Annotated in this window: 23 protein-coding genes; 10 read left to right on the forward strand and 13 right to left on the reverse strand. The window is 29.5% G+C overall.

Annotation, left to right across the window (positions count from 1 at the left end):
* Nucleotides 1–37 precede the first annotated feature (37 nt).
* Nucleotides 38–319, reverse strand: coding sequence for a hypothetical protein (locus CLLT_RS04520; RefSeq protein WP_012661606.1), 282 nt, complete (start codon nucleotides 317–319; stop codon nucleotides 38–40).
* Complete coding sequence (locus CLLT_RS04525; RefSeq protein ID WP_074691875.1) at nucleotides 319–918, reverse strand: MBL fold metallo-hydrolase; 600 nt, start codon at nucleotides 916–918, stop codon at nucleotides 319–321. Before CLLT_RS04525 ends, CLLT_RS04520 begins: the two co-directional genes overlap by 1 nt.
* A gap of 61 nt (nucleotides 919–979) precedes the next feature.
* Here CLLT_RS04525 and CLLT_RS04530 point away from each other — a divergent pair, with 61 nt between their 5' ends.
* From CLLT_RS04530 to CLLT_RS04550, 5 genes are read left to right on the forward strand one after another with little or no spacing between them, the layout of a single operon-like run.
* Complete coding sequence (locus tag CLLT_RS04530) at nucleotides 980–1,720, forward strand: NAD+ synthase (RefSeq protein WP_074691873.1); 741 nt, start codon at nucleotides 980–982, stop codon at nucleotides 1,718–1,720.
* Entirely contained in the window at nucleotides 1,707–2,645 is a 939-nt protein-coding gene (locus tag CLLT_RS04535) for a tetraacyldisaccharide 4'-kinase (protein ID WP_070256841.1), read from the forward strand. Before CLLT_RS04530 ends, CLLT_RS04535 begins: the two co-directional genes overlap by 14 nt.
* Complete coding sequence (gene thrC, locus CLLT_RS04540) at nucleotides 2,620–4,029, forward strand: threonine synthase (protein ID WP_070256839.1); 1,410 nt, start codon at nucleotides 2,620–2,622, stop codon at nucleotides 4,027–4,029. The genes CLLT_RS04535 and thrC overlap by 26 nt, the downstream gene beginning before the upstream one ends.
* Nucleotides 4,026–4,751 carry a 3-deoxy-manno-octulosonate cytidylyltransferase gene (gene kdsB, locus CLLT_RS04545; protein WP_070256837.1) on the forward strand — a complete coding sequence of 242 codons (726 nt, stop codon included), beginning with the start codon at nucleotides 4,026–4,028 and terminating at the stop codon, nucleotides 4,749–4,751. Before thrC ends, kdsB begins: the two co-directional genes overlap by 4 nt.
* Nucleotides 4,748–5,512 carry a transporter substrate-binding domain-containing protein gene (locus CLLT_RS04550; RefSeq protein ID WP_012661612.1) on the forward strand — a complete coding sequence of 255 codons (765 nt, stop codon included), beginning with the start codon at nucleotides 4,748–4,750 and terminating at the stop codon, nucleotides 5,510–5,512. Before kdsB ends, CLLT_RS04550 begins: the two co-directional genes overlap by 4 nt.
* On the opposite strand, the gene CLLT_RS04555 is transcribed toward CLLT_RS04550, so the two are convergent.
* A complete protein-coding gene (locus CLLT_RS04555) occupies nucleotides 5,509–6,225 on the reverse strand; it encodes an amino acid ABC transporter permease (protein ID WP_081336355.1) in 717 nt (238 codons plus the stop codon). The genes CLLT_RS04550 and CLLT_RS04555 overlap by 4 nt on opposite strands.
* Before the next feature lie 247 nt (nucleotides 6,226–6,472).
* Here CLLT_RS04555 and dsbD point away from each other — a divergent pair, with 247 nt between their 5' ends.
* Both dsbD and CLLT_RS04565 read left to right on the forward strand, forming a co-directional pair.
* Nucleotides 6,473–8,164, forward strand: coding sequence for a protein-disulfide reductase DsbD (gene dsbD, locus CLLT_RS04560; protein WP_012661614.1), 1,692 nt, complete (start codon nucleotides 6,473–6,475; stop codon nucleotides 8,162–8,164).
* Entirely contained in the window at nucleotides 8,164–8,817 is a 654-nt protein-coding gene (locus CLLT_RS04565; protein ID WP_070256836.1) for an MOSC domain-containing protein, read from the forward strand. The genes dsbD and CLLT_RS04565 overlap by 1 nt, the downstream gene beginning before the upstream one ends.
* Here CLLT_RS04565 and CLLT_RS04570 read toward each other — a convergent pair.
* Complete coding sequence (locus CLLT_RS04570; RefSeq protein ID WP_070257143.1) at nucleotides 8,810–9,985, reverse strand: NAD(P)/FAD-dependent oxidoreductase; 1,176 nt, start codon at nucleotides 9,983–9,985, stop codon at nucleotides 8,810–8,812. The two genes, CLLT_RS04565 and CLLT_RS04570, sit on opposite strands and share 8 nt — an antisense overlap.
* Before the next feature lie 102 nt (nucleotides 9,986–10,087).
* Here CLLT_RS04570 and CLLT_RS04575 point away from each other — a divergent pair, with 102 nt between their 5' ends.
* The gene (locus CLLT_RS04575) at nucleotides 10,088–11,452 is read left to right on the forward strand and encodes a sodium-dependent transporter (RefSeq protein ID WP_070256834.1); all 1,365 of its coding nucleotides are present in this window, start codon (nucleotides 10,088–10,090) and stop codon (nucleotides 11,450–11,452) included.
* Here CLLT_RS04575 and CLLT_RS04580 read toward each other — a convergent pair.
* The 5 genes from CLLT_RS04580 to CLLT_RS04600 all read right to left on the reverse strand — a co-directional run bounded on the left by CLLT_RS04580 (nucleotide 11,423) and on the right by CLLT_RS04600 (nucleotide 16,517).
* Nucleotides 11,423–12,307, reverse strand: coding sequence for a 1-aminocyclopropane-1-carboxylate deaminase/D-cysteine desulfhydrase (locus tag CLLT_RS04580; protein WP_115614014.1), 885 nt, complete (start codon nucleotides 12,305–12,307; stop codon nucleotides 11,423–11,425). The two genes, CLLT_RS04575 and CLLT_RS04580, sit on opposite strands and share 30 nt — an antisense overlap.
* Complete coding sequence (locus CLLT_RS04585; RefSeq protein WP_070256830.1) at nucleotides 12,294–13,244, reverse strand: OmpA family protein; 951 nt, start codon at nucleotides 13,242–13,244, stop codon at nucleotides 12,294–12,296. The genes CLLT_RS04580 and CLLT_RS04585 overlap by 14 nt, the downstream gene beginning before the upstream one ends.
* The gene (locus tag CLLT_RS04590) at nucleotides 13,231–14,562 is read right to left on the reverse strand and encodes a MotA/TolQ/ExbB proton channel family protein (protein WP_070256828.1); all 1,332 of its coding nucleotides are present in this window, start codon (nucleotides 14,560–14,562) and stop codon (nucleotides 13,231–13,233) included. Before CLLT_RS04590 ends, CLLT_RS04585 begins: the two co-directional genes overlap by 14 nt.
* Nucleotides 14,563–14,637: 75 nt before the next feature.
* Entirely contained in the window at nucleotides 14,638–15,702 is a 1,065-nt protein-coding gene (fbaA, locus tag CLLT_RS04595) for a class II fructose-bisphosphate aldolase (RefSeq protein ID WP_070256827.1), read from the reverse strand.
* Nucleotides 15,702–16,517 carry a peptidylprolyl isomerase gene (locus tag CLLT_RS04600; protein WP_074691870.1) on the reverse strand — a complete coding sequence of 272 codons (816 nt, stop codon included), beginning with the start codon at nucleotides 16,515–16,517 and terminating at the stop codon, nucleotides 15,702–15,704. Before CLLT_RS04600 ends, fbaA begins: the two co-directional genes overlap by 1 nt.
* A 79-nt stretch (nucleotides 16,518–16,596) precedes the next feature.
* Between CLLT_RS04600 and nth the strand changes: the two genes are divergently transcribed.
* Complete coding sequence (gene nth, locus CLLT_RS04605) at nucleotides 16,597–17,223, forward strand: endonuclease III (protein WP_012661622.1); 627 nt, start codon at nucleotides 16,597–16,599, stop codon at nucleotides 17,221–17,223.
* A gap of 23 nt (nucleotides 17,224–17,246) precedes the next feature.
* Here nth and gltS read toward each other — a convergent pair whose 3' ends face one another.
* The 4 genes from gltS to CLLT_RS04625 form a co-directional block, all read right to left on the reverse strand.
* On the reverse strand, nucleotides 17,247–18,455 hold the full coding sequence (gltS, locus tag CLLT_RS04610; protein WP_012661623.1) for a sodium/glutamate symporter: 1,209 nt from the start codon (nucleotides 18,453–18,455) through the stop codon (nucleotides 17,247–17,249).
* Nucleotides 18,456–18,570: 115 nt separating this feature from the next.
* Entirely contained in the window at nucleotides 18,571–19,911 is a 1,341-nt protein-coding gene (locus CLLT_RS04615) for a TolC family protein (protein ID WP_074691867.1), read from the reverse strand.
* A gap of 1 nt (nucleotide 19,912) precedes the next feature.
* Nucleotides 19,913–21,844, reverse strand: a complete 1,932-nt coding sequence (locus CLLT_RS04620; RefSeq protein WP_074691864.1) for an ABC transporter permease — start codon at nucleotides 21,842–21,844, stop codon at nucleotides 19,913–19,915.
* Nucleotides 21,841–22,974, reverse strand: a complete 1,134-nt coding sequence (locus tag CLLT_RS04625) for an efflux RND transporter periplasmic adaptor subunit (protein ID WP_070256823.1) — start codon at nucleotides 22,972–22,974, stop codon at nucleotides 21,841–21,843. The genes CLLT_RS04620 and CLLT_RS04625 overlap by 4 nt, the downstream gene beginning before the upstream one ends.
* A gap of 127 nt (nucleotides 22,975–23,101) precedes the next feature.
* On the opposite strand from CLLT_RS04625, the gene CLLT_RS04630 reads away from it, so the two are divergent.
* Nucleotides 23,102–23,710, forward strand: coding sequence for an NAD(P)H-dependent oxidoreductase (locus tag CLLT_RS04630; RefSeq protein ID WP_074691861.1), 609 nt, complete (start codon nucleotides 23,102–23,104; stop codon nucleotides 23,708–23,710).
* The last annotated feature ends 8 nt before the right edge of the window (nucleotides 23,711–23,718 follow it).

The raw sequence follows: 23,718 nt of genomic DNA on the forward strand, positions 1-23,718 counted from the left end.
ATTAAAAAAGTATTTTAACATTTTTAATGATAGTTTTTTACTCTTTTTTTAAAACCCAAGCAAAATACCATATCGCAAAAGATAAAAGCAAAATCATAAAAAGCTTTTTATCATACACTCCAAAACCAATATAAAGCACAGAATACATAAAACCAAAACTTCCTGCATAAATGCAAATTCTACTCATTAAACCATTTTCCACCGCTCTAAAACATGGGCATTTGTGAAAAAATTTCTTTTTTGCTTCTTTGGGTTTAAAAAAACTCAAAACCGCACTTAAAATCAGCAAAAAACTTAAAAAATATAAAACCTTATCCATTAGTGAAAATACCTTAACCAAGCAGGAATTGCTTTTTGCTCTTCATTTAAAGTGCTTTCTTCTCCATGCCCTGGAAGTAATCTAAAATCTTTTTCATAAGCTAAAACTTTAAGCAAACTCTCTTTCATCTTAGTTGCATCTGAGTAAGGAAAATCCCATCTACCAATACTACGATAAAATAAAAAATCCCCACTAAAAAGCACATCTTCACCCACAAGTTCTATCATGCAACACCCTGGAGTATGACCTGGAAAATGATGAAATTTAAACTTAAACTCATCTATACTAAATTCATTTTCATTTTCTATTAACACATCAGCATTTGAATGCTCAAAACCATAATTAAAAGGATCTTTTAGCATAAAAGCATCATCTTTATGGATAAAAAGTGGAATTTCATAAGCCATTTTAACTTTAGTATTATCATAAACATGATCATAATGACCATGAGTATTTAAAATAGCCAAAGGTTTGCCTGCATTTTCTTCGATAAACTCATAAGAATTTTCACCTGGATCGATGATAATTTGCTTATTATTGTGATCTATAATATAACAATTTGTTTCATACATTCCGCATGGTTGTTTTAAAATACGCATATAAACTTCCTTTTAACTAAATCAAATATAATTTTAAAAAATTAATATTTAAAGATTTTTTATGAATTATACAAAATTACAAGAATTATTGATCAATTTTATAAAAGAACAAGCAGGAGATAAAAATCTCATCTTAGGTTTAAGCGGTGGGATAGACTCAGCTTTAGTAGCTCATCTTTGCAAAAAAGCAGTAGGTGAAAAACTTTTTGTACTTTTAATGCCTACAAAACATTCTAAAAAAGAAAATTTAGATGATGCATTAATACTTTGTGAAGATTTGCAAATTCACCATAAAATCATTTATATTGATAAAGTGCTTTGTGCTTATGAAAAAATTTGTCAAGATCTAAACCCTTTACGCTTTGGCAACTTAGCCGCAAGAGTGCGTATGAGTTTGCTTTATGATTATTCAGCTTTTCATAATGCATTGGTAGTAGGTACTTCTAATAAAAGTGAGCTTATGCTTGGTTATGGGACTATTTATGGGGATTTAGCTTGTGCTTTTAATCCTTTGGCTACGCTTTATAAAAGTGAAGTTTTTAAACTTGCTAAATTTATGGGTGTACATGAAAATTTCATACAAAAAGCTCCTAGTGCTGATCTTTGGCCAAATCAAAGCGATGAGAGCGATCTTGGCTATAAATATGAAGTTTTAGATGAAGTTTTAAAAGCTTTAGAAAATAATCAAAGTTTGGAAAATTTTGATGAGAATTTAAAAAATTTAGTCTTAGAGCGTGTGCAAAATAATGCTTTTAAAAGAAAACTTCCAACAACATTAAAGAATACATATGACTTGGCTTGATCGCTATTTTTTTAAACCTAATTTTTTACAAAAAACTCTCGCTTTTTTACTTTTGCCTTTCAGTTTTTTATATATGATCATAGCGATTTTAAATACTAAATTTAAAAAAGAACTTGATTTTAATTTACCCATTATAAGCATAGGTAATCTAACCCTAGGAGGTAATGGAAAAACTCCTATTTGTAAAGCCATAGCAACTGAATTTGAAAATTGTTTTATCATCTTAAGAGGCTATAAAAGACAAAGCAAAGGCTTAATCATCGTTAAGCATAAAGATGAAATTTTATGCGATATTAAAGAAAGTGGTGATGAAGCTATGGAGTATGCACTTACAAAGCACATTAGTGGAGTGATAGTAAGTGAAGATAGAATAAAAGGCATTCAAAAAGCTATCGAGCTTGGAGCAAAGATTATACTTTTAGATGATGCTTTTTCTAAATTTCACATTAAAAAACTTAATATTTTATTGCAAAGTAAAGATGAGCCATTTTTTGATTTTACCCTACCTAGCGGGGCTTATCGTTTGCCAAAATCTTTTACTAAAAGGGCTGATTTTATAGCTAAAGAAAATGAAGATTTTGTGCGTTATTCTCATGTAAAAGAAAATCAAAAAGCCATTTTAATAAGCTCTATTGCAAAGCCTTTTAGATTATATGAGCATTTTATCAAAGCTAGGGCTTGTTATTTTTTTGCTGATCATTATACTTTCAAAAAAGAAGAATTAGAAAAACTTTTAAAAAAACACAATTGCGACACCTTAATGCTTACCTTTAAAGACTATGTAAAAGTAAAAGATTTTGGCTTTAAAACTGAACTTATTCATCTTGATATTGTTTTAAAAGATAGCTTTAAGCAAGTTTTGCAAGATTATATTTATAAATTTAACAAAAAGGAAGAAAATGTTACTACACTCAACCCAAGATAAAAATCACCAAGTAAGCTTTTCAAAAGCCTTACTTAGCCCTAGCGCACCTAATAATGCTTTATATGCGCCACTTAATCTACCAAAACTTGATAATGAAGCTTTAAAAAATTTAAACTACAAAGAATTAGCTTTAAAAATCATCGCGGCTTTTGATTTTGATTTAGAACTTGAAGTTTTTGAAAAAGCTTTGAAAACTTATGAGGATTTTGATGATAAAACCTGCCCTATTAATTTAAGAAAAATTAATGATAAGCTTTACATTAATGAATTATTCCATGGGCCAACAAGGGCTTTTAAAGATATGGCTTTACAGCCTTTTGGCGTGCTTTTAGAATACTTAAAAAAAGATGATGATTTTTTAATCATGTGCGCTACAAGTGGTGATACAGGGCCTGCTACACTAAAAAGCTTTGAAAATAAAAAAGGTATAAAAGTAGTTTGTATTTACCCAAATGAAGGTACAAGTAAAACTCAAGCCTTACAAATGACGCATTCAAATGCAAGCAATTTAAAATCCATAGCCATTGAAGGTAATTTTGATGATGCACAAAATGCCTTAAAAACACTTTTAAATGATGAGGATTTTAAAAATACTTTAAAAGAAGAAAAGTTAAGTCTAAGTGCCGCAAATTCGGTTAATTTTGGAAGAATACTTTTTCAAATCATCTATCATTACTATGCTAGTTTAAAAATCGATAGAACAATAGATATCATCATTCCAAGTGGAAATTTTGGCGATGCTTTGGGAGCTTATTATGCTAAAAAAATGGGAGCAAATATAGGTAAAATTAAAATTGCCTCAAATTCTAATAACATCTTAAGTGAGTTTTTTAATACAGGCAAATATGATTTAAGAAATAAAAGCTTGCAAAAGACTATTTCTCCTGCTATGGATATACTTATATCATCAAATATAGAACGCTTGCTTTTTGATAAATTTAAAGATGAGCGCACCAAAGAACTTATGCAAGCTTTAAAAAACGAAAAATATTATGAGCTTAGCCAAGAAGAACTAGAACTTTTACAAGAAGACTTTGAAGCTGATTTTTGCAATGATGATGAGTGTATGCAATATATCAAACAATACAGCCACTTAGGACTTTTAGACCCTCACACTTGCACTTGCTTTAAAATGCTTGATTCTAACACTACTACGCTTATTACTTCCACAGCACAATGGAGTAAATTTACCCCAAGCATGTATCAAGCAATTTATAATAAAGAATGCCAAGATGAACAAGCTTGTATGCAAGAACTTGCAAAAGAATTTAAGCAAGAAATTCATCCAAATATCGCAAGCTTATTTACAAGCACACAAAAGCAAGATCAAGTTTGCAAACTCAAAAATCTAAAACAAACTATTATAGAATGGATAAAACAATGATTATTATACCTGCAAGATTAAAATCAAGTCGTTTTGAAAATAAAATTTTATGTGAAATTGATAATTTGCCTATGTTTGTTTATACAGCTAAAAAAATGCAAGAAGTTGATGAAGTTTGCGTGGCACTTGATGATGAAGAGGTTTTAAAAATAGCACAAAAACACAATATAAAAGCTATCTTAACAAGTAAAAATCACGAAAGTGGCACAGATAGGATTAATGAAGCTTGTCAAATTTTAAAACTAAATGACAATGAGCTAATCATCAATGTTCAAGCTGATGAGCCTTTTATAGAAATTCAAAATATCAAAAAATTTAAAGAATTTAGTCAAATTGCCTTTGAAGATGAGTTTTGTTTTATGAGTAGTTGTTATAAAGAAGTAGATGCGAAAACTTGCGAGGATCCAAATTTAGTTAAAGTAGTTACTGATAGTAATGATTATGCTTTATATTTTTCAAGATCTAAAATTCCTTATGAAAGAGCAAATTACAAGCAAAATTTCAAAGCTCATCTTGGAATTTATGCATATAAAGTGAAAAATTTGCAAGAATTTTGCACTTTAAAAAACTCAGCTTTAGAAGAATGTGAAAAATTAGAACAATTAAGAGCCTTAGAAAATGGCAAAAAAATCAAAATGTTAAAAATACAAAGCCAAAGCATAGGTATAGATACAAAAGAAGATTACGAGAAAGCTTTGGCTAGATTTGGAGTTAAAAAATGAAAAAAATACTTTTTTTACTAAGCTTATTTTTTACACTTAATGCAAAAGAATTAATTGTAGGTATGGAGTTAGCCTACCCGCCTTTTGAAATGAGTGACACTAAAGGCAATCCAAGCGGCATTAGTGTAGAGTTTTTACAAGCCTTTGCTAAAGAAAAAAACTATGATTTAAAAATTCAAAACATAGCTTGGGATGGACTTATACCTGCTTTAAGAACTCAAAAAATAGATCTCATCATGTCTTCTATGAGTATAAGCGAACAAAGAAAAAAAGTAATAGATTTTACCTCACCTTATGCTAAGGCAAATTTAGCGATATTAAGCGCTAAAAAATCAAATATTAATTCCATAGAAGATTTAAATCAAAAAGGGAAAATCCTTGCTTTAAAAAGAGGTTCAAGTGCGCATTTATATGCTCAAAAAAATCTTAAAAACGCAAAAATTTTAGTATTTGATAAAGAAAATGCAGCTATTTTAGAAGTCATTCAAGCTAAAGCTGATGCTTTTATTTATGATCAAATGAGTATTTATAAAGCTTGGCAAAAACATCCTGAGCAAACAAAAGCTATTTTTACCCCTTTTGAAAAAACACCTGAGCAATGGGCCATAGCTTTAAATAAAAATAATACTAAATTAAAAGAAGAGCTTAATGAGTTTATTTTAAAATCTAAAGAAAATGGTTTTTTTGATAAACTAAGTCAAAAATATCTCAAAGATATGCAAGAAGTTTTCAAAGAACAAAAGCTTGAGTTTTTCTTCTAAGAAAAACTCTTTTCAAGCTTTCTTGAAAACATAGAAATAGGTAAAGTTAAAACCAAATAGCAAAGTGCTAAAGGGATATAAATTTCTAAAGTAGAAAAGGTAAAAGCGTTGATTTCTTGAGCATTTTGGGTAAGTTCTGAAATAGCTATAACACTTAAAAGAGAGCTATCTTTGATCAAATTACTAAGTTGTCCACTTAGTGGTGCTAAGATATTTTTTAAAGCTTGAGGAAAAATCACACTTTTATAAATTTCAAACTCACTCAAACCCAAAGCCTTAGCACTTTCATATTGCATTTTGTCAACACTTAAAATCCCCGCTCTAAATATTTCACAAATATAAGCACTAGCAAATAAAGCTAAAATCAAAACTCCACAAACATAGCGATTGTCAAGCCCCAAATTATCCGCAAAAATATAATAAATCAATAAAATTTGTACTAGCAAAGGTGTGCCTCTAACAAGTTCTATAAAAACTCTTGCAAACATATTAAAAAGCACGATTTTACAAAGACTCATATAGCATAAAATCAAAGCAAAAATCACACCTACAACCAAAGACAAAACACTAATAAAAAAACTCGTAAAAAAACCATGTATCATTTTGTCTTTATACTCATAAATTGCCATAAAATCAAAATTATAACTAGCGCTTAAAAAAGATAAATAAAAAAATAAAAACAATAAAAAAACCAGCAAAAAAGCATTAACCATATATGCTTTTAAAGTAATTTTTTTATGCTCGTTAAATTTATTGTGTACTAAAAAAATATTATTCAAAAAGTTCCTTTATTATGATTTCAAATATAGCAAATAGCAACTAAATTTCACTAAATATAAGATTGTTTAAAATTGAAATTTTAGTTTATAGCAAACTCCTTAATTTAGGATAATTATTAACTTAAATTTACCACAAATAAGTAAAATAAAACAAATTTAACTTCTAGTTTCAAGGAGAAAAATGCGTTTTTTAGCGGTATTTTTTATTTTTTTCAATTTAGCTTTTGCTAATAATGGAGTATTATCACTCAATGAAGCTTTTAAACTCAATACCCACAGCAACAATCAAGGAATTTTTTTAAAAATCAATCTTGCAGATAGAATTTATCTTTACAAAGATCAAATCAAAGTAGAATTAGATTCAAATGATATTACTTCTTTGTTAAATTTCCCACAAACTCAAACTAGAGAAAACAAAGAAGTAATCTTTAGCCAACTTGAACTTTTTATACCTCAATTATTATTAGATGATTTTATTAAAAACAACAAAGCAAAACTTTCCCTAGCTTATCAGGGTTGCTCAGAAGAAGGTTTATGTTATCGTCCTGTATATGTAAATTATGAACTTAATAAACAAAATGGAATTTATACTATAAAATCCACTAAAGATCAATTTAAAAAGCAAAATGAAGATGAGCAAATTGCTAATGATTTAAGCACACAAAGTATATTTATCACGCTTTTAACTTTCTTTGGATATGGTTTATTATTAGCACTTACTCCTTGTATTTTACCAATGATACCTATTCTTTCATCATTAATCGCAATGAAGCTCAAAGATAAACCATCTAAAAAATATAGTTTTTATTTATCTTTTATCTATGTCTTTTTTATGTCTTTAGCTTATGCTATAGCAGGTGCTTTAGTAGGCCTTGCAGGGGCTAATGTGCAAGGTTTATTACAACAACCTTGGATTATCATTGCTTTTGCGGGTATTTTTGTATTGCTCTCACTTTCTATGTTTGGCCTTTATGAATTACAACTACCACTTAAATTTCAAAATTTTATTAATAAAAAAATAGAAGGTAAAAGTGGAATTTTTGGCGTAGCTATTATGGGCTTTTTATCAGCTTTAATTGTAGGACCTTGCGTGGCTGCACCTTTAGCAGGAGCTTTGCTTTACATTACTAATAGTGGTGATGTATTTTTAGGAGGACTTTCTTTATTTGTGATGAGTTTTGGTATGGGCATGCCTTTGCTTTTAATAGGACTTGGAGGAAGTTTTTTAAAAAGCGGGGCTTGGATGCTTAAAGTAAAGATTTTTTTTGGTTTTATCATGCTTATCATGGCAGTTTGGATGCTAGAAAGAATACTTAGTGCAAATATCATTTTAATGCTTTATGGAATTATAGGGGTATTTTTTACTAGCTTTATGGGTTTATTTGATGAAGTAAAAACTAATTTTGATAAGTTTAAAAAAGCAAGTATGATTTTGATTTTAGTATATAGCATAAGTTTAATTTTAGGCGGCTCAATGGGTTCAAAAAGCATGCTAAAGCCTCTTGAGTTTAACCTTGCTTTTAAAGAAAATAGCTCTAGTTTAAGTTTTAAAACCATTAAAAACTTAAAAGAACTTAAGCAAGAATTGCAAAATTCAACCAAACCCATTATGCTTGAATTTACAGCTACTTGGTGTGAAAACTGCAAACTTTTAGAAGAATATACTTTTACAGATACGAAAGTGCAAAATTTGCTTGCTAACTACACGCTTTTAAAAGCAGATGTGACACACAATAGCCAAGAAGATTTAGCTCTTATGAAAGAATTTGGAGTTTTTGGACCTCCTGTGATGATATTTTTTGATAAAAATGAAGAAAAAGGACGCATTATAGGCTATGTAGATGCAAATGATTTTTTAAGTAAAGTTCCTTGATGAGTTCTATTAAATCTTTGCAAATTGGTAAAATCAAAAACTATAATAAATTTCATTCAGCATTTATCAAGGATATTTATTTAAATTCTTTGCAAATTTATACAGATTATATTCTTGATAATGAAATAGCTGATAAAATTCATCATGGAAATTTAGAAAAAGTTGTTTTTGCAAATAGTGTACAAAACTATACTTTATGGAATAATTATTTAAATAAGTACTTAAATTTTGGAGAAATGGGAGAGAATTTAAGTATTGATGGTTTAAATGAAAATAATGTTTGTTGTGGAGATATACATGAGATAGGTACTTGTATTTTACAAGTAAGTCAACCGCGCAAGCCTTGTTTTAAAATTTCTAGCATACACAATCACTTAAATTTCACTCAAGAAATTTTCAAAAGCGGAAGGACTGGATGGTATTATAGAGTCTTAAAAGAAGGCATAATAAATAAAAATGACAAAATCAAAATCTTACAAAAAGATGAAGCTAATTTAAGTATTATGGAGTTAAATCAATTATTCTTCAATCCTTTTAAAAATTCAAGTTCTTTAGAAAAATTAGAAAAAATTTCCACCCTGGCAAAAGGATGGAAAGAGAGTATTCAGGCTAGATTAAATCATACTTATGACAATTCTTATATGTTTATTTAAAAAATCCCTTTATCCCTATAAGCTGATATTGCCATAGTTTTTCTATAAAAATTTTAAGTTTTATTGCTAAAAGACCACTAATTGGCTTATGCAAAACTGTGCCAACTGCATAATCATTTCCGATTGAACAAACGGTATTTCCACTCACAAAAGAAAATTCTTGCTTAAATTCTTTCTCATCAATCATAGCCATTAAAGCTTTGGCTACATATGCTCCTTCTCTTAATGCAAGCTGGGCTGTTGGAGGATAAGGGGTATTGGTTTTAGGATTTTTAAATAAACTATTATCACCTATAAAAAAGTATTTTGACGCATTTTCAACATTTAATGGATGCATAAAAGCATCAACTTCTATACGCGATCTTGTACTTGGAAAATCTGAGCTATTTTCTATAACGCTATTACCCCTAACCCCTGCAGTCCAAATGATAGTATTAGCTTTAACAAATTCTCCCCCATCAAGTCTTATACCATTTTTTTCACATTCTATGATTTTAGATTTTTCATATACTTTCACACCAAGTGCTTCTAGCCTTTGCCTTGCTTTTAAAGCCAAACTTTTATCAAACATAGGTAAAATCTGATCCATAGCTTCAATAATAGAAAGTTCTAATTTCTCGTAAGCAATTTGCTCTTTTTGGCAAAAGGTTTTAAGCTCTTTAGCTAAAGAAGCTACAAATTCAACCCCGCTTAAGCCCCCACCACAAACTGTGATTTTTAAATCATCTTTATTTTGACTTATTTTGTAATTTTTTATTTTCTCATATATTATTTCATTAATTTTTAAAGCATTTTCATAATTATCTATGCTCAAAGCATATTCTTGCATACCTTTAATTCCAAAAGTTTCTTTAGCAAAACCAAGTCCACATACTAAAATATCAAAATCAAATTCATTATTTTTAGTAAAAACTTTGTCTTTAGAAATTTTTAAAACTTCATCTTGGATAAAGTTGATTTTTGGATTTAATAAAGGCAAAAGATTATATTTTGAACTATAAATATCTTCATTTGAAGCTACTTTGTGTAGTAAAATCGTATGATAATGATAAGAATTGTTATTAATCAAGCTCACCTGTGCTTTTTCAAAAAACTCATCAGGTAAGGCTTTTATAGCCGATAAAGTAGCATATCCTGCACCTAAAAACAAAATTTTCTTTTTTTGCATGGATTTTCCTTTGATTTGATAAAAAAATAAATAAAAATTTGGCATAATGGTATTATTTTTTATCTTAAAATATTTTTTATTTAAATTTAGCAAGGAAAAAGCATGCAAAGACAAACATGGAGTAATACGCTAACTTATATCCTTACAGTAGCTGGCGCAACTATTGGCTTTGGGGCCACTTGGCGTTTTCCATACTTAGTAGGTGAAAATGGAGGCGGTGCTTATGTTTTAGCCTTTTGTATAGCTATGATTTTTATAGGAATTCCTGTGATTTTGGTTGAAAATGTCATAGGAAGACGCAAAATGTCAAATTCAGTCGATGCTTTTGGCGGAAAAACAAGTGATGGAGTTAAAATATCGAATTCTTGGCAAGGTGTTGGCTACATGGGGCTTTTAGGTAGTTTTGGAATTATGGCTTATTATATGGTAATAGGTGGATGGGTTTTAGCCTATATTTTTAAAATCATCATAGGTGATTTTAACCTTTCAAGCCCCATTAACGCTCAATATACAAGCGAATTTTATAACTCTACTATAGAAAATAATCCTTTATTAATAGGAATTTTTACTACTATATTTGTGATAATTAACTGGATTATCTTAAAAAAAGGTGTGATTGATGGTATAGAAAAGTCAGTAAAATACCTTATGCCATTTTTGTTTATCTGTCTTTTGGTTGTTGTTGGGCGCAATCTAACACTTGATGGGGCAAGTGAGGGTGTGAAATTTTACCTTACTCCTGATCTTTCAAAAATTACTCCTAAATTATTCATAGATGTCTTAGGACAAGTGTTTTTTGCTCTATCTTTGGGCTTTGGCGTGATGATAACCTTATCATCTCATCTTAAGAAAAATGAGAATTTAATCAAAACTTCTATTTATACAGGTATTTTAAATACCCTCATAGCAGTGCTTGCTGGATTTATGATTTTTCCTGCTTTATTTAGCGTAGGTTTAACCCCTGATAGCGGGCCATCTTTGGTTTTTAAAACCTTACCTGTTGCGTTTTCACATATACCTTTTGGAAGTATAATTTGTGTGTTTTTCTTTTTACTTTTAATCATCGCTGCACTTACTACAAGTTTGCCAATTTATCAAGTAATCATTAGTGTTTTGGAGGAAAAATTTAAACTAGCCAAAAATACTGCTATCAATCTAACACTTGGAAGTATTTTTGTTTTGGGAAATTTACCATGTATACTTACTTATGGCCCTTTAAAAGACATAACCATCATTAAAGGGAAAAATATTTTTGATAGTTTTGATTTTATTAGTGGAAATATATTCTTTGTTTTAACCGCATTTTTTTGTTGTATTTATGTAGGTTGGGTACTTAAAAAAGATGCCATTTATGAACTTTCCAATCAAAATACTCTAAAAGGAAGTATTTTTAAATTATGGTATTATTATGTTAAATTTATCATACCTTTGATTATCTTAGTGATTTTTTATTTTGGTATTTTTTAATTTATACCCATAGCGCTTTAACATGCTTATATTTCCTTCAAGGCCTCCTTGGTGGATATATAAGATTTTTCCATCAAGTTGCTTTTTATGAGCTAATAAAGTTTTAAAACCCACCATATCATAAAGCAAGTCAAACTCCACTCCACATTCTTTTTTTAAATCCTTATAAAGCTCATAAAATTCTAAATAAGGCTTAGCAAAATGATATTTTTTAGGTGAATTTAATATGGTTAAATTACCAAAATCATAATTTGGCTCTAAGCTTAAAATTTGCTCTTTTAAATATGCACTATCGCCCACACAAGCACATGTAAAAACTTTAAATTTACTATGTTTAGCCAAAAAAGCCGCAGAGGTTCCTGTACCTGATGGTAAAAAAATACTTACATTTTCATTTAGTTGCTCACTAAGCTCTAAAGCCAGTTGTTGATATCCAAACTCAGCTTCTTTTATAGCCACACCCTCTTCAATAAAAATATCATCATCTTTTTTTAAAGCCAAAGCTTGCAATCTTCTTGTAGGATAATTTATATTTTCTATCAACTTCACATTATATTTTAATGCAAATTCTAAATTTCCATGAGGATTTTCTTTTAAAAAAGAACTCATTTTTTCACAAACAAAAATGAGCAAAAAATCATTTTCATGACAAAATTTGGCTAAAGCAACCAAGGCATTACTTTGAGAAGAACCAAAGGAAATAAATCTTTGTCCTTTTTTAAATAAATGTTTGTTTTTTTCAAATAAGGCTAGTTTTCTAGCCTTATTTCCATTAATATAGCCAAGTAAATCATCTCTTTTGAGTAAAAATTCAAAATCTTTGTATTTTAAAACATCAATTTTACTTGCTATCAAGGTATTTTTCAACCTTTTCCAAGGCATTATTTGTATTGATATTAAATTTAATCTCTATCCTACGGCTTGCTTCTTTATCTTCTTTACCATCTTTCGTAATTACATCAGAATAAGACCTACCACTTGCCATTAAAAGTTTTTGCAATCTTGGATCTTTATAAAATGAATGTATAAAACTCATCACCGCATAAGCTCTTTTTTGTGATAAATCAAGATTGTATATGTAAGAACCAGCACTATCTGTATGCCCTTCTATGACTATATTTTCTATGCTGTTTAAGATATTTTCATCTTTTAAAATATTATCAAAATACTGCGTTAAAATCGTTTTCAAATTCTCTTTTGCTTGAGCTTTTAGCGTAAAAGAATTTGTATCAAAAAGTACTTCAGAAGGTAAAACTATCGCCCCTGTATTAGAATCTAGAGTAATATTAGTATCAAATTTTGCTTGAAGATTTTTGATGGTATTTTCTTTGATTAAACCTAGTTCTTTGATTTTACTTTTTGCTTCTTCAAAATTACTTTCTAATTCCTTGATTTCTTCATCTTTTTTGTTTAATCTCTCAAGCAAAGCAAAAATTTGCTGATCTTTTTCATCTAAACTTGAATTTAAATCTTGATTGAGTTTAGTAATATTAGCCTCTAAAGCCTGTTTTTGCTTTTTAACATCATCAAGTGTACTTGAAGTATTATTTAGTTTTTGACTAAGATTTTTTAAAATATCTTCTTTTTGGTTTAATTCTTCTTTGTTCTCTCTTAAGCGCTCTTCTTGTTTTTGTAGATTTTCTTTTATGATTTGCAAATCACTTTGAGTTAAAACATACTTAACAACTATAGCTCCAATAAGCAAAATAAATATAAAAAGCAAGCCCGCCATTAAATCTGCATAAGCTATCCAAAAATTATTTTCTTCATTATTAGAATTATTTTTTATCATCTATTTTTTCATCTTCTTTTTGATTTTCAAGCTTTGCAATAACTTGTGTGGTTTGCTCATCTAATTCTTTGCTTTCTTCTTTAAATTCTTGCATTAGTGAAATTTTTTCATCAATATTTTTTTCATCTTCATAAGCTTCTTTAAAAGTATGCATACCTTCTATAATACTTGCCCTAAAACCTTCAAAAAGTTTAGTTTGATTATCAAGCATAAGATTTTGATATTTTTCAATATTATTTGAAAAATTATTCACCTTTTCATCTAAAGCACTCACGCTTTTATCTAGATGGACAATTTTATCCGAACTCGCATCTAAAAGCCTATTGTATTGTTCTGAAATTCTTAAAGTTAATTCTTTTATGTTTGAATTTAGCATATTTACTGCATTTGCGATTTCACTATAAGTTTTCACGATGTCTTTTTGTTCTCTTTGGGTTTTAGATAAATCACTCATAGTTTGTTTCACATGCTCACTGCTTAATCTTACAGCTTTTTCTTCAGCATTTACAAGCTCTTGAAAAACTTTGAATTTTCTATCTATGGTATTATCAAGTTCTTTAAAAAATTCCTCATTACTCACATGCTCAAAAATCGTGCCTATTTTTTCAAAATGTTGCAAACTTTCTTGAAGATATTTTCTATCAATTTCTTCTTTAGACCAAAAAAAATCGCTTGTTGCGTTTTTTTGACGATTTAGAAGTTTTTGAAATTTACTAGAGCCATATTTTTCAAAAAATATCCACCAAAGTGCTAAGAAAATTCCATAAATTGATACATAAAATGCTGTTCCTACTCCATTTAATAAAACTGAAATTTCTTGTTCTAAACCTGCTGTGTCGCTTGAATTAAAATTTGGCATAGACATGGCTATACTTATAAAAGTTCCTAAAATACCAAGCATAGGAAAAATAGCTGCACCCACAGAAGCAAAATTTTCATTTCTCAAATCTTTCACATAAGCATAAGCAAAATCATCAAAACTAGCGTTTGACTTTGTTTCTTTACCTATAACTAAAAAATGCTTCATAATGTAGCGTTTTAATATAAGCTTAAATTCATCTTTTTGTTGCTCAAAAATGCTTGAAGCATAATCAGCACTATGTCTAGCAAAGATCAAAGCCACCAAAAAGATAATCCCTATCATTACAACACTATGTAATTCTATTTTAAAATCAATCTTTCCAAAATATCCTAAAAGCACTAAAACATACAATATAGCAGGGATAAATATAATCTTTAAATAAGCAACAATTCCCGTACTACCTTTTCCCTCAGGCAATACAAGATCAGAAAAATCATCAGTTGTTTTAACTTCCATTTTATGAACCTTTGTTAATTTTACTCTAAAAATTTGAAATCTTCACAGGAAAATCAACTAAGAGTTATAAAACTCTTAGTTTCTATCGATACAATTTAAATCACTAAAAGCGCACTCTAAGCGTTTGATCATACTTTCTTCGCCCGCTCTAAGCCATACTCTTGGATCATAGTATTTTTTATTTGGCTTATCATCGCCTTCAGGATTGCCAATTTGTCCTTGCAAATAAGCTTTATTTTTAAGTTCATACTCTCTAACACCATCCCAAAAAGCCCATTGTGTATCTGTATCAATATTCATCTTAATCACACCATAGCTAAGTGCTGCTTTGATATCTTCTATATCACTACCACTACCACCATGGAAAACAAAATTGATTGGCTTTTCTTCACCAAGATTGAATTTTTCTTTTACATAATTTTGAGAGTTTTTAAGAATTTCAGGTCTTAAAATCACATTTCCTGGTTTATATACTCCATGTACATTACCAAAGCTAGCTGCGATTGAAAATCTATCACTAATTTTAGAAAGTCTCTCATAAGCTAGCGCTACATCTTCAGGCTGAGTGTATAATTTTGCATTATCGATATTTGTATTATCCACTCCATCCTCTTCTCCACCTGTACAACCTAACTCAAGCTCCAAAGAAATCCCAAGTTCAGACATTTGTTTTAAATAATTTTCACAAGTGCTTAGATTACTTTCTAAATCCTCTTCACTTAAATCAATCATATGTGAGCTAAATAAAGGCTTGCCTGTTTCTTTTTTAAACTCAATATTTGCTTCAATCAAAGCATCAATCCAAGGAAGTAATTTTCTAGCAGCATGATCTGTGTGTAAAATCACCGGAACCCCATAAGCTTTTGCCATTAAATGCACATGTCTTGCACCACTTATAGCACCAAACACATCAGCTTTTGGGCAAGCTTTCCCTGCTACAAATTTAGCTCCTCCATTTGAAAACTGAATAATCACAGGCGAATTAACTTTTTTAGCACTTTCTAAAACCGCATTGATAGAATTTGTCCCCACGACATTTACCGCAGGGATAGCAAATCCTTCTTTTTTTGCATGATTATATACGATATTTAGATCATCACCACTTAAAACACCTGGCTTAACAAGATCTAATACACCCATTATTTGTATTCCACTTTTGCTTTTTGAAGAAGTTCTTGAGCTTTTTTATTCATAAGTTCTTTAAATTCTTCCATTTTGATATTACTTTCAATACCTGCTTTTACTTCATTATAACTCATAGTACTTTTTGCTCTAGCATCTTCTTTTAAGATAATATGATATCCAAAATCACTTTTTACTGGTGTTTTAGAAATAGTACCTTTTTTCATAGAAAAAGCTGCATCAGCAAATGGTTTTACCATAGTTGACTCAGCAAACCAACCAAGATCACCACCTTGTGCTGAAGAACCTTTGTCGATTGATTTTTCTTTTGCAAGTTGGGCAAATTTATCATTTAAAGCTTTTCCACTTAGCTTACTAAGTTCGGCAATAATATCTTTAGCTTCTTTTTCGCTAGTTACCAAAATATGCTTAGCTTTCACTTGAGCTGGTTTAGTGAATTTATCTTTATCTGCTTCATAGAATTTTTTAGCCTTAGCGTCATCATTTTTAATTGAATCAAAAATTTTCTTTTGATAGATATTTACCAAAATAGCTTCTTTAGCACGCTCTAATTCTTCTTTATATGAAGGATCATTTTCTATTTTTTGAGCTTTAGCATCTTTTAATACAAGTTGTTGAACGATGTATTGATCGATAATTGCTTTTTTTTGTTCAGCTGGTAAATCAGTAATTTTAGCACCTCTTAGCATAGGAGCAAAAAATTCATTCACTTCTGTATCGCTGATATTGTTTCCATCAAGGGTTGCAACCACCGCAGCATTTAAACTTAAACCTGTTAATAAAGCCGCAGCAACTAAAGAAATTTTTTTCATTGTTTTTCCTTTTGAAATAGTTTTGTTAATTTTATTATATCTAAACTTTATTTAAAGCCGATTAACATACAATAAGTTTATGAAAAGAAATTTAGAAATTAAAAAATTATTTTTGGAGCATTTTGGAGAGGCAAAAACAGAATTAGTTTTTAGCAATGCTTATGAACTCATAGTTTGTGTTATGCTCTCAGCTCAATGTACTGATAAAAGGGTTAATCTCATCACACCGGCTTTATTTGAAGCTTATCCTAGCGTGCAAGATCTAGCTAATGCTAATCTTAGTAGTTTAAAATTACTTATAAACTCATGTTCATTTTATAATAATAAAGCACAAAATTTAATCAAAATGGCTCAAGCAGTTTGTGAGCAATTTAATGGTGAAATCCCCACGAATGAGCAAGATTTAAAAACTCTAGCAGGAGTAGGACAAAAAACTGCACATGTAGTGATGATAGAATGGTGTGGGGCTAATTGTATGGCTGTAGATACCCATGTATTTAGAGTTTCACACAGACTTAATCTTAGCAAAGCTAAAACTCCTGAAGAAACCGAAAAAGATTTAACTAAAATTTTTAAAGATAATCTAAACTATCTTCATCAAGCTATGGTGCTTTTTGGACGCTATACATGCAAGGCTAAAAATCCTTTATGCAAAGAATGCTTTTTAAATCATTTATGTAAGAGTAAAGATAAAAAGTTAATCTAGCACTAAATTAGTGCTAGATGATTTTAATGAAAAAATGGTAGATATAAGAAAGCATTAATCACTAAAGCATTTACTATATCTATGAAAAATGCACCTACTAAAGGCACAATAATAAATGCCATATGGCTCATACCATAGTGATTTGTTACAGTTTGCATATTTACCATAGCTGTTGGAGTAGCGCCTAAACCAAAACCACAATGTCCTGCTGCTAAAACTGCTGCATCATAGTCTTTTCCACATACTCTAAAGGTTACAAATATAGCAAAAGCAGCCATCATAGCAACTTGTACTACTAAAATTACTAGCATCGGTAGCGCAAGGGTTACTAGATCCCAAAGATTAATAGTCATTAACGCTAAAGCTAAGAATAATGACAAGCTTACATTACCTAAAACTGATACTTCTCTATCAAACACATGGTGAATTTTTGTAGCCGATAAAACATTTCTTAAAACAACACCCACAAAAAGACAATACACAAAAGTTGGTAAAGTAAAACCTGTATTTGCTTTGATATAAGTAGATAAAGCACTACCTATTAATAAACATAAAGCAATCAATGCTAAAGATTCTATAAAAGAAGATGGAGTGATCAATCTTTCTTTTTCTGGAGATTGGAAATTTAAAATCGCATCTTTATCATCATTTTGTTTTGGAACCACTAATTTGTGTTTATTAACCAAATATCTCGCAACAGGCCCACCTATGATACCACCTGAAATAAGTCCAAAAGTCGCACAAGCAATAGCAACAGTAGTTGCACTAGAATACAAATAAGGTTCTTTAATAAACTCAGCCGCCCAAGCTGCACCTGTACCATGACCACCACTCATTGTAACAGAACCTGCTATAAGCCCCATAAGTGGATTTTGTCCCATGGCAGTTGCTACGCCTATACCAACTATATTTTGTGCAAAAAGCAAGCCAACAACCACCACTAAAAAAACCGCTAATTTTCTACCACCTTTTTTTAATGAAGCAAAATCAGCTAACAAACCAATACTTGAAAAGAATGCAAGCATTAACGGATCTTTCATAGATTCATCAAATTTAATGTTTAATGAAAAAGAACTATGTAAGATTAAAAGAATAATCGCAGCTATTCCGCCACCAACAACTGGCTCAGGGATATTATAATCACGAAGAAATTTTACCCTTTTAATGACAAAAACGCCTAAAAGCAATACTATAACCATAGTAACTAGCGTTGCATAAAAATCAAATTTCATACCTCTCCTTTGTTTGATTTACTTATCAATTGTAATCTAAATGACTTTAAAAACAACGCAAATAAACACTACTCTTTACTAAGATATTACAAAATGAAACATTTTTAAGTCTATTTTACTCTGAAATCAATACTATATTATGATACAAATTAACATTTTTAAGCAAAGACAGTTTCGCTCTACTAAGCTCTTGAAGTGAATTAATAAGCAAAGCATCTGCATCAAGATAATCTTTTAACTCATTACGCCCTAATTCGTATTTTTCAAAATATAATTGTGTAATTTTTGCTTGATTGGTATTAATATCTTTTACTAAATTTAACAAATCATTGTAATATTTATCGTTTTCATAGCAAAGTTTAAACTCATGAATAGCTCTTTGCAATGCATCTTTATACTCATATAAGCGTGCTTGATATGCAAATTCAGAAATTTTTACATTTTGTCTTACTCTATAAAAGTCCAAAAACGGTAAATCAATAACGACATTACCTCCTAAAATTAAAAATTTAAAACTATCATCAAAATTTTTATCACTCCCATCTAAATTTCCCAATATTTTTATACTAGGCAAAATACTTTTTTGCACACTTGCATAATCTTTGTAAGAAGCCATAAGTTGATTTAGCTTTGCTTGAACTTGTGGTCTATAAGCAAGCATTTTTAACTCTATATCAAAATTAATTTTTTGCAAAGAAAAATCTTCAAGAGTATAATTTAGCATTTTATTAATCAAAAACTCATCATCTTTACCTAGCAAATCTTTTATATTTTTAAGTGTTAAGTCTTTATTTTGCAAATTTGTGATGATATTTTGTTTAGTATTTAATAAAGACTTTTTGATATTTAAAAGATCAATATATTCAACCTTACCATAATCAAATTTAGTAGTATAAATTTCTAACATTTGCTCAAGATTTTTTAAATGGTTATTTAGTAAGCGATCTACATCATTAAAATAAATCAATTCAAAAATACTATTAATCGCCAAATTAATCGTATCAAGCTCTAAAGAGCGTAACTCATATTCGCTTGCTTTTGCTAAAAATTCAGAACTAGCAACTTGATCTGAAATTTTTCCATATATATCAAGCTCATAATTTAACATAATGCCATTTGAAAAACTATGCATTTCTGCGCCATTGTTTAAATTTTTTCTTATATTTACACCTAAATTTCCACTCAAAGTAGGATAAAGATCTAAATTTAAAAGCTTATATCTAGCTAAAGTGCTTAAAAAATTAACTCTTGCTATATTTAAGTCTTTATTATTATCAATAATAGCTTTTAAGATATTATTTAAATCTTGATTATTATATTTTTCCCACCAAGCCTTGCTTGCATTAAAATCTTCAAAATATTCTTTTTTTATCTGCTCTTGAGATACTTGTTCTAATTTTACACCTACACAAGCATTTAAAAAAAAGGCTATAAAAAATAATAAAAATATTCTCATCTCATTCCTTTGATAAAGCACTAATAGGATTTAAATTTGCTGCATTTTTTGCTGGGAAAAATCCAAAAACCACTCCTATTAAAACCGAACTTAAAAGCCCTAAAAATACTGAATTTAACGAAAGTATCATCGTAAAACCAAAATTTAAAGAATTAAATACTTCAATGATGATAAAAGAAAGCATTACTCCAAAAATGGCCCCTAAAGAGCAAATCAACACAGCTTCGATTAAAAACTGCATTAAAATATCTTCTTTTCTAGCTCCAATAGCCATTCTAACTCCAATTTCTCTTGTGCGCTCACTTACCGAAACAAGCATGATATTCATCACACCAATACCACCTACTATCAAAGATACCACCGCAATAGAAGAAATGAGTAAAGTCAAAGTAGCAGTATTTTCCTCGATAGCATTTTTAATTGCGTCTGAATTTATGGTGAAAAAATCTTTTTTTCCGCGTTTAATCTCTAAAATTTTTACCATAGCCTCTTCAGCTAAAGTAGGATTTACCTCATCTTTTACCTTAGTTACTATGGCTCTTATTTGCTTATCTCCTGTGATTTTATTCATTAAAGTAGTATAAGGGGTATAAATTTTAATGGTATTTTCATCAGCTCTAAAGCCTTTGTTATCTCTTTCTTTTTTTAAAACACCAACTATAGTTAAAGGTTGCTTATTAAAAATCACACTTTTACCTAAAACATCTTTAGCGCTGATATTATCAAATAAAATTCTTAAAGCATTTTCATCTATAATGCAAATATTAGTATTATCTTTTATATCCTCATTGTTAATAAATCTACCATCTACCATCACAAAACCTCTAAGTCTTAGATGATTTGGCCCTACTCCATAAATTCTAGCTTGCAAAGAATTATTCTTATAAGTTACCACCCCTATTTTACCCACATCTGCTTCTACTGCTTCTAAATAAGGCAAAGAGCTTAAGGTTTTTAAATCACTCAAATTCAGCCTTGTTCTGCCTGATCGGATATCTCCCAAGCCACGCCCTGAAACAACTTCTATGGTATTTGTCCCAATAGAGCTAATAGAAGCAAGTATGTTTTGTTGAGCTCCAAGTCCTAAAGCAACCACGCAAACTACTGAAGCTATACCTATGATAATACCAAGCATGGTAAGCAAAGAACGAAGCTTATGTGCTATGATGGAAGCTACAGACATTTTTAAACTTTCAAAAAGCTGATTTTTAAGCAAATTAAAGCTTTTTTTCTCTTTTGGCATTAACTTAGCTTTTATTTCATCTGCTTTTTTTGTACCATTATCACTTATGATCTTACCATCTTTAATTTCTATAACTCTTTTTGCTCTAGCAGCTATTTCTCTATCATGAGTGACTAAAACTACGGTGTGTCCTTGCTCATTGAGTTTATTTAAAATTTCTAAAACTATTTTTCCACTTTTAGAATCAAGCGCACCCGTTGGCTCATCTGCTAAAATAAGCTCACCACCATTCATCAAAGCCCTTGCTATAGAAACTCTTTGTTGTTGGCCGCCACTTAACTCATTTGGCTTAGAAAGTTCTTTATGATCAAGCTCTAAAAAAGAAAGTAATTCTTTAGCCTTTTGCGATCTTTCATGTTTGTTTTTACCCGCATACACAGCAGGCAATGCTACATTATCTTTAGCATTTAAAAGACTAAGTAGATTATATCTTTGGAAAATAAAACCAATTTTTTCGCGTCTAATCCTTGCTTTTTCATCTTTGTTTAAATTTGTAACTTCATATGCATCTAAAAAATATTTTCCACTACTTGGCTCATCAAGCGTTCCTATAATATTTAAAAGAGATGTTTTTCCACTTCCTGATTGTCCTATAATGGCTACAAATTCTCCCTTTTGAATATAAAGATTAATATTTTCTAAAATAGTTGTATTATTAATCTTTTTTTGTATATTTTCTAAGCGTATCATTTTTTATTTTTACCTATGATAACTAAATCACCCTCATTAATACCATCTAAAATTTGAGTATTTAAACTATCTTTAATACCTAATTTAACAGGTGTTTTTACACTTATATTATTGGCTTTTAAAATTTCTACATAATACCCCTTTGTATCACTTTTTATAGCCAAAGTTGGTATAACTAAAGTATTATTTTCTGTTTTAATAGCAATTTCATTTTCTGTACTCATACCTATGCGTAAAAAATTATTATCATTTTTTACAAAAACCCTTGCATAATAATACACAGCATTAGTGCTAGCACTTGAGCTTGAATTTAAATTTGTATTGCTTGTTGCATCACTTATAGTGGTATTAGCTGGATCTATACTAGAAATCACTGCTTCATATTTTTTATCAGGTTCGTTTAAAATGCTAAATTTAACCTTTTTTCCAACACTGATTTTATTAATATCAGCTTCAGCTATTTGCATACGAATTTCCATTTCACTTAAATCAGCCAAACGCACTATACTTGGTGTGTTTTGATTTGCATTTACAGTTTGCCCCTCTTCAACTGCTACATTGATAATCTCACCCTTGCTAGGTGCAGTTATAGTGGTAAAAGCTAAATCTTTTTGAGCATTTTTTAAAGAAATTTCAAGTTGAGTAGTTTGAGCTTTTAAATCAGCAACATTTGCTCTTAAGGCATAAAAAGTATTTTTAAGATTTTCAAGATTTTCTAAAGAGGTAGCCTTTTTAGCATAAAGTTTTTGCTCTCTTTGGTATTGTTTAGTAGCTATATCAAGAGCGATTTTTTTACTTTCTAAATTTGCCTTTGCACTTTCAAGCTGAGCTTTAGTAATATCTAAATCATTTTGTTGTTTATCTTTGTCAATTTGTGCGATTAAATCACCCTCATTAACATGATCACCTAATTTTACATGAAGCTTTGTTATTTGCCCACTAACTTGCGCACCAACATCAACCTGGGTTTTTGCATAAACCTCGCCAATTGCTTCTATACTTTGAGTGATGTCTTGTTTTTTAGCTTCATAGGTTAGATAATTATATTCTTCCTTATTTGCAAAAAAGAAAAAATACACCCCTATAATAAGTATAATCAAAAACATACTTAAATAAATTATTTTTTTCATTTTAATCCTTTAAAAACCATATAATAAAACATTTGTATGAAGTAAAAATAAAATTGTAACAATAAAATATAATTTTAACAATTTTAAAGCTTATAAGATATAAGATAAATCAAAAAAAGGAAAAATAATGCAAGATTATTTAAATTTAATGCAAAATCGCTCTTCGATTAGAGCTTACACCCAAGAAAAAATTTCTAAAGAGAATTTAGAATATATCTTAGAATGTGCTAGATTATCTCCTAGCTCCTTAGGACTTGAACCTTGGAAATTCTTAGTTTTTCAAAAAGATGAACATAAAAAAGAAATTGCTAAAATAGCTAATAATCAAAGTCATGTAGCAAATTGCGCTGCTATTATAGTTGTAATTTCAAGAGCTGATTTTAAAGATTATTTTGAAGAAAAACTAAAAAAGAGGGGTTTAAGCCAAGAAGAGTTAAACAAACGCTTGCAAACTTATAAGCCATTTTTAGACGCAATGGATTTAGAGCAAAGTTTTATTTATGCCAAAGAACAAAGCTATCTTGCTATTGCAAATATTATCAATGCTGCTTATAGTTTAAATTTGGGCTCATGTATTATCGGTGGCTTTGATAAAGATAAAATCAATCAATATTTAAATTTAGACACTACCAAACAAAGAGTATCCATGCTCATTACTTTAGGACATACCCAAGAAAATACTAGCGTAGGAAAAGCTCGTTTTGCATTTGATGAAGTAGTAGAATTTAAAGATTAATCAAATAT

This window comes from Campylobacter lari subsp. lari (assembly GCF_013372185.1).
Lineage (GTDB): Bacteria > Campylobacterota > Campylobacteria > Campylobacterales > Campylobacteraceae > Campylobacter_D > Campylobacter_D lari.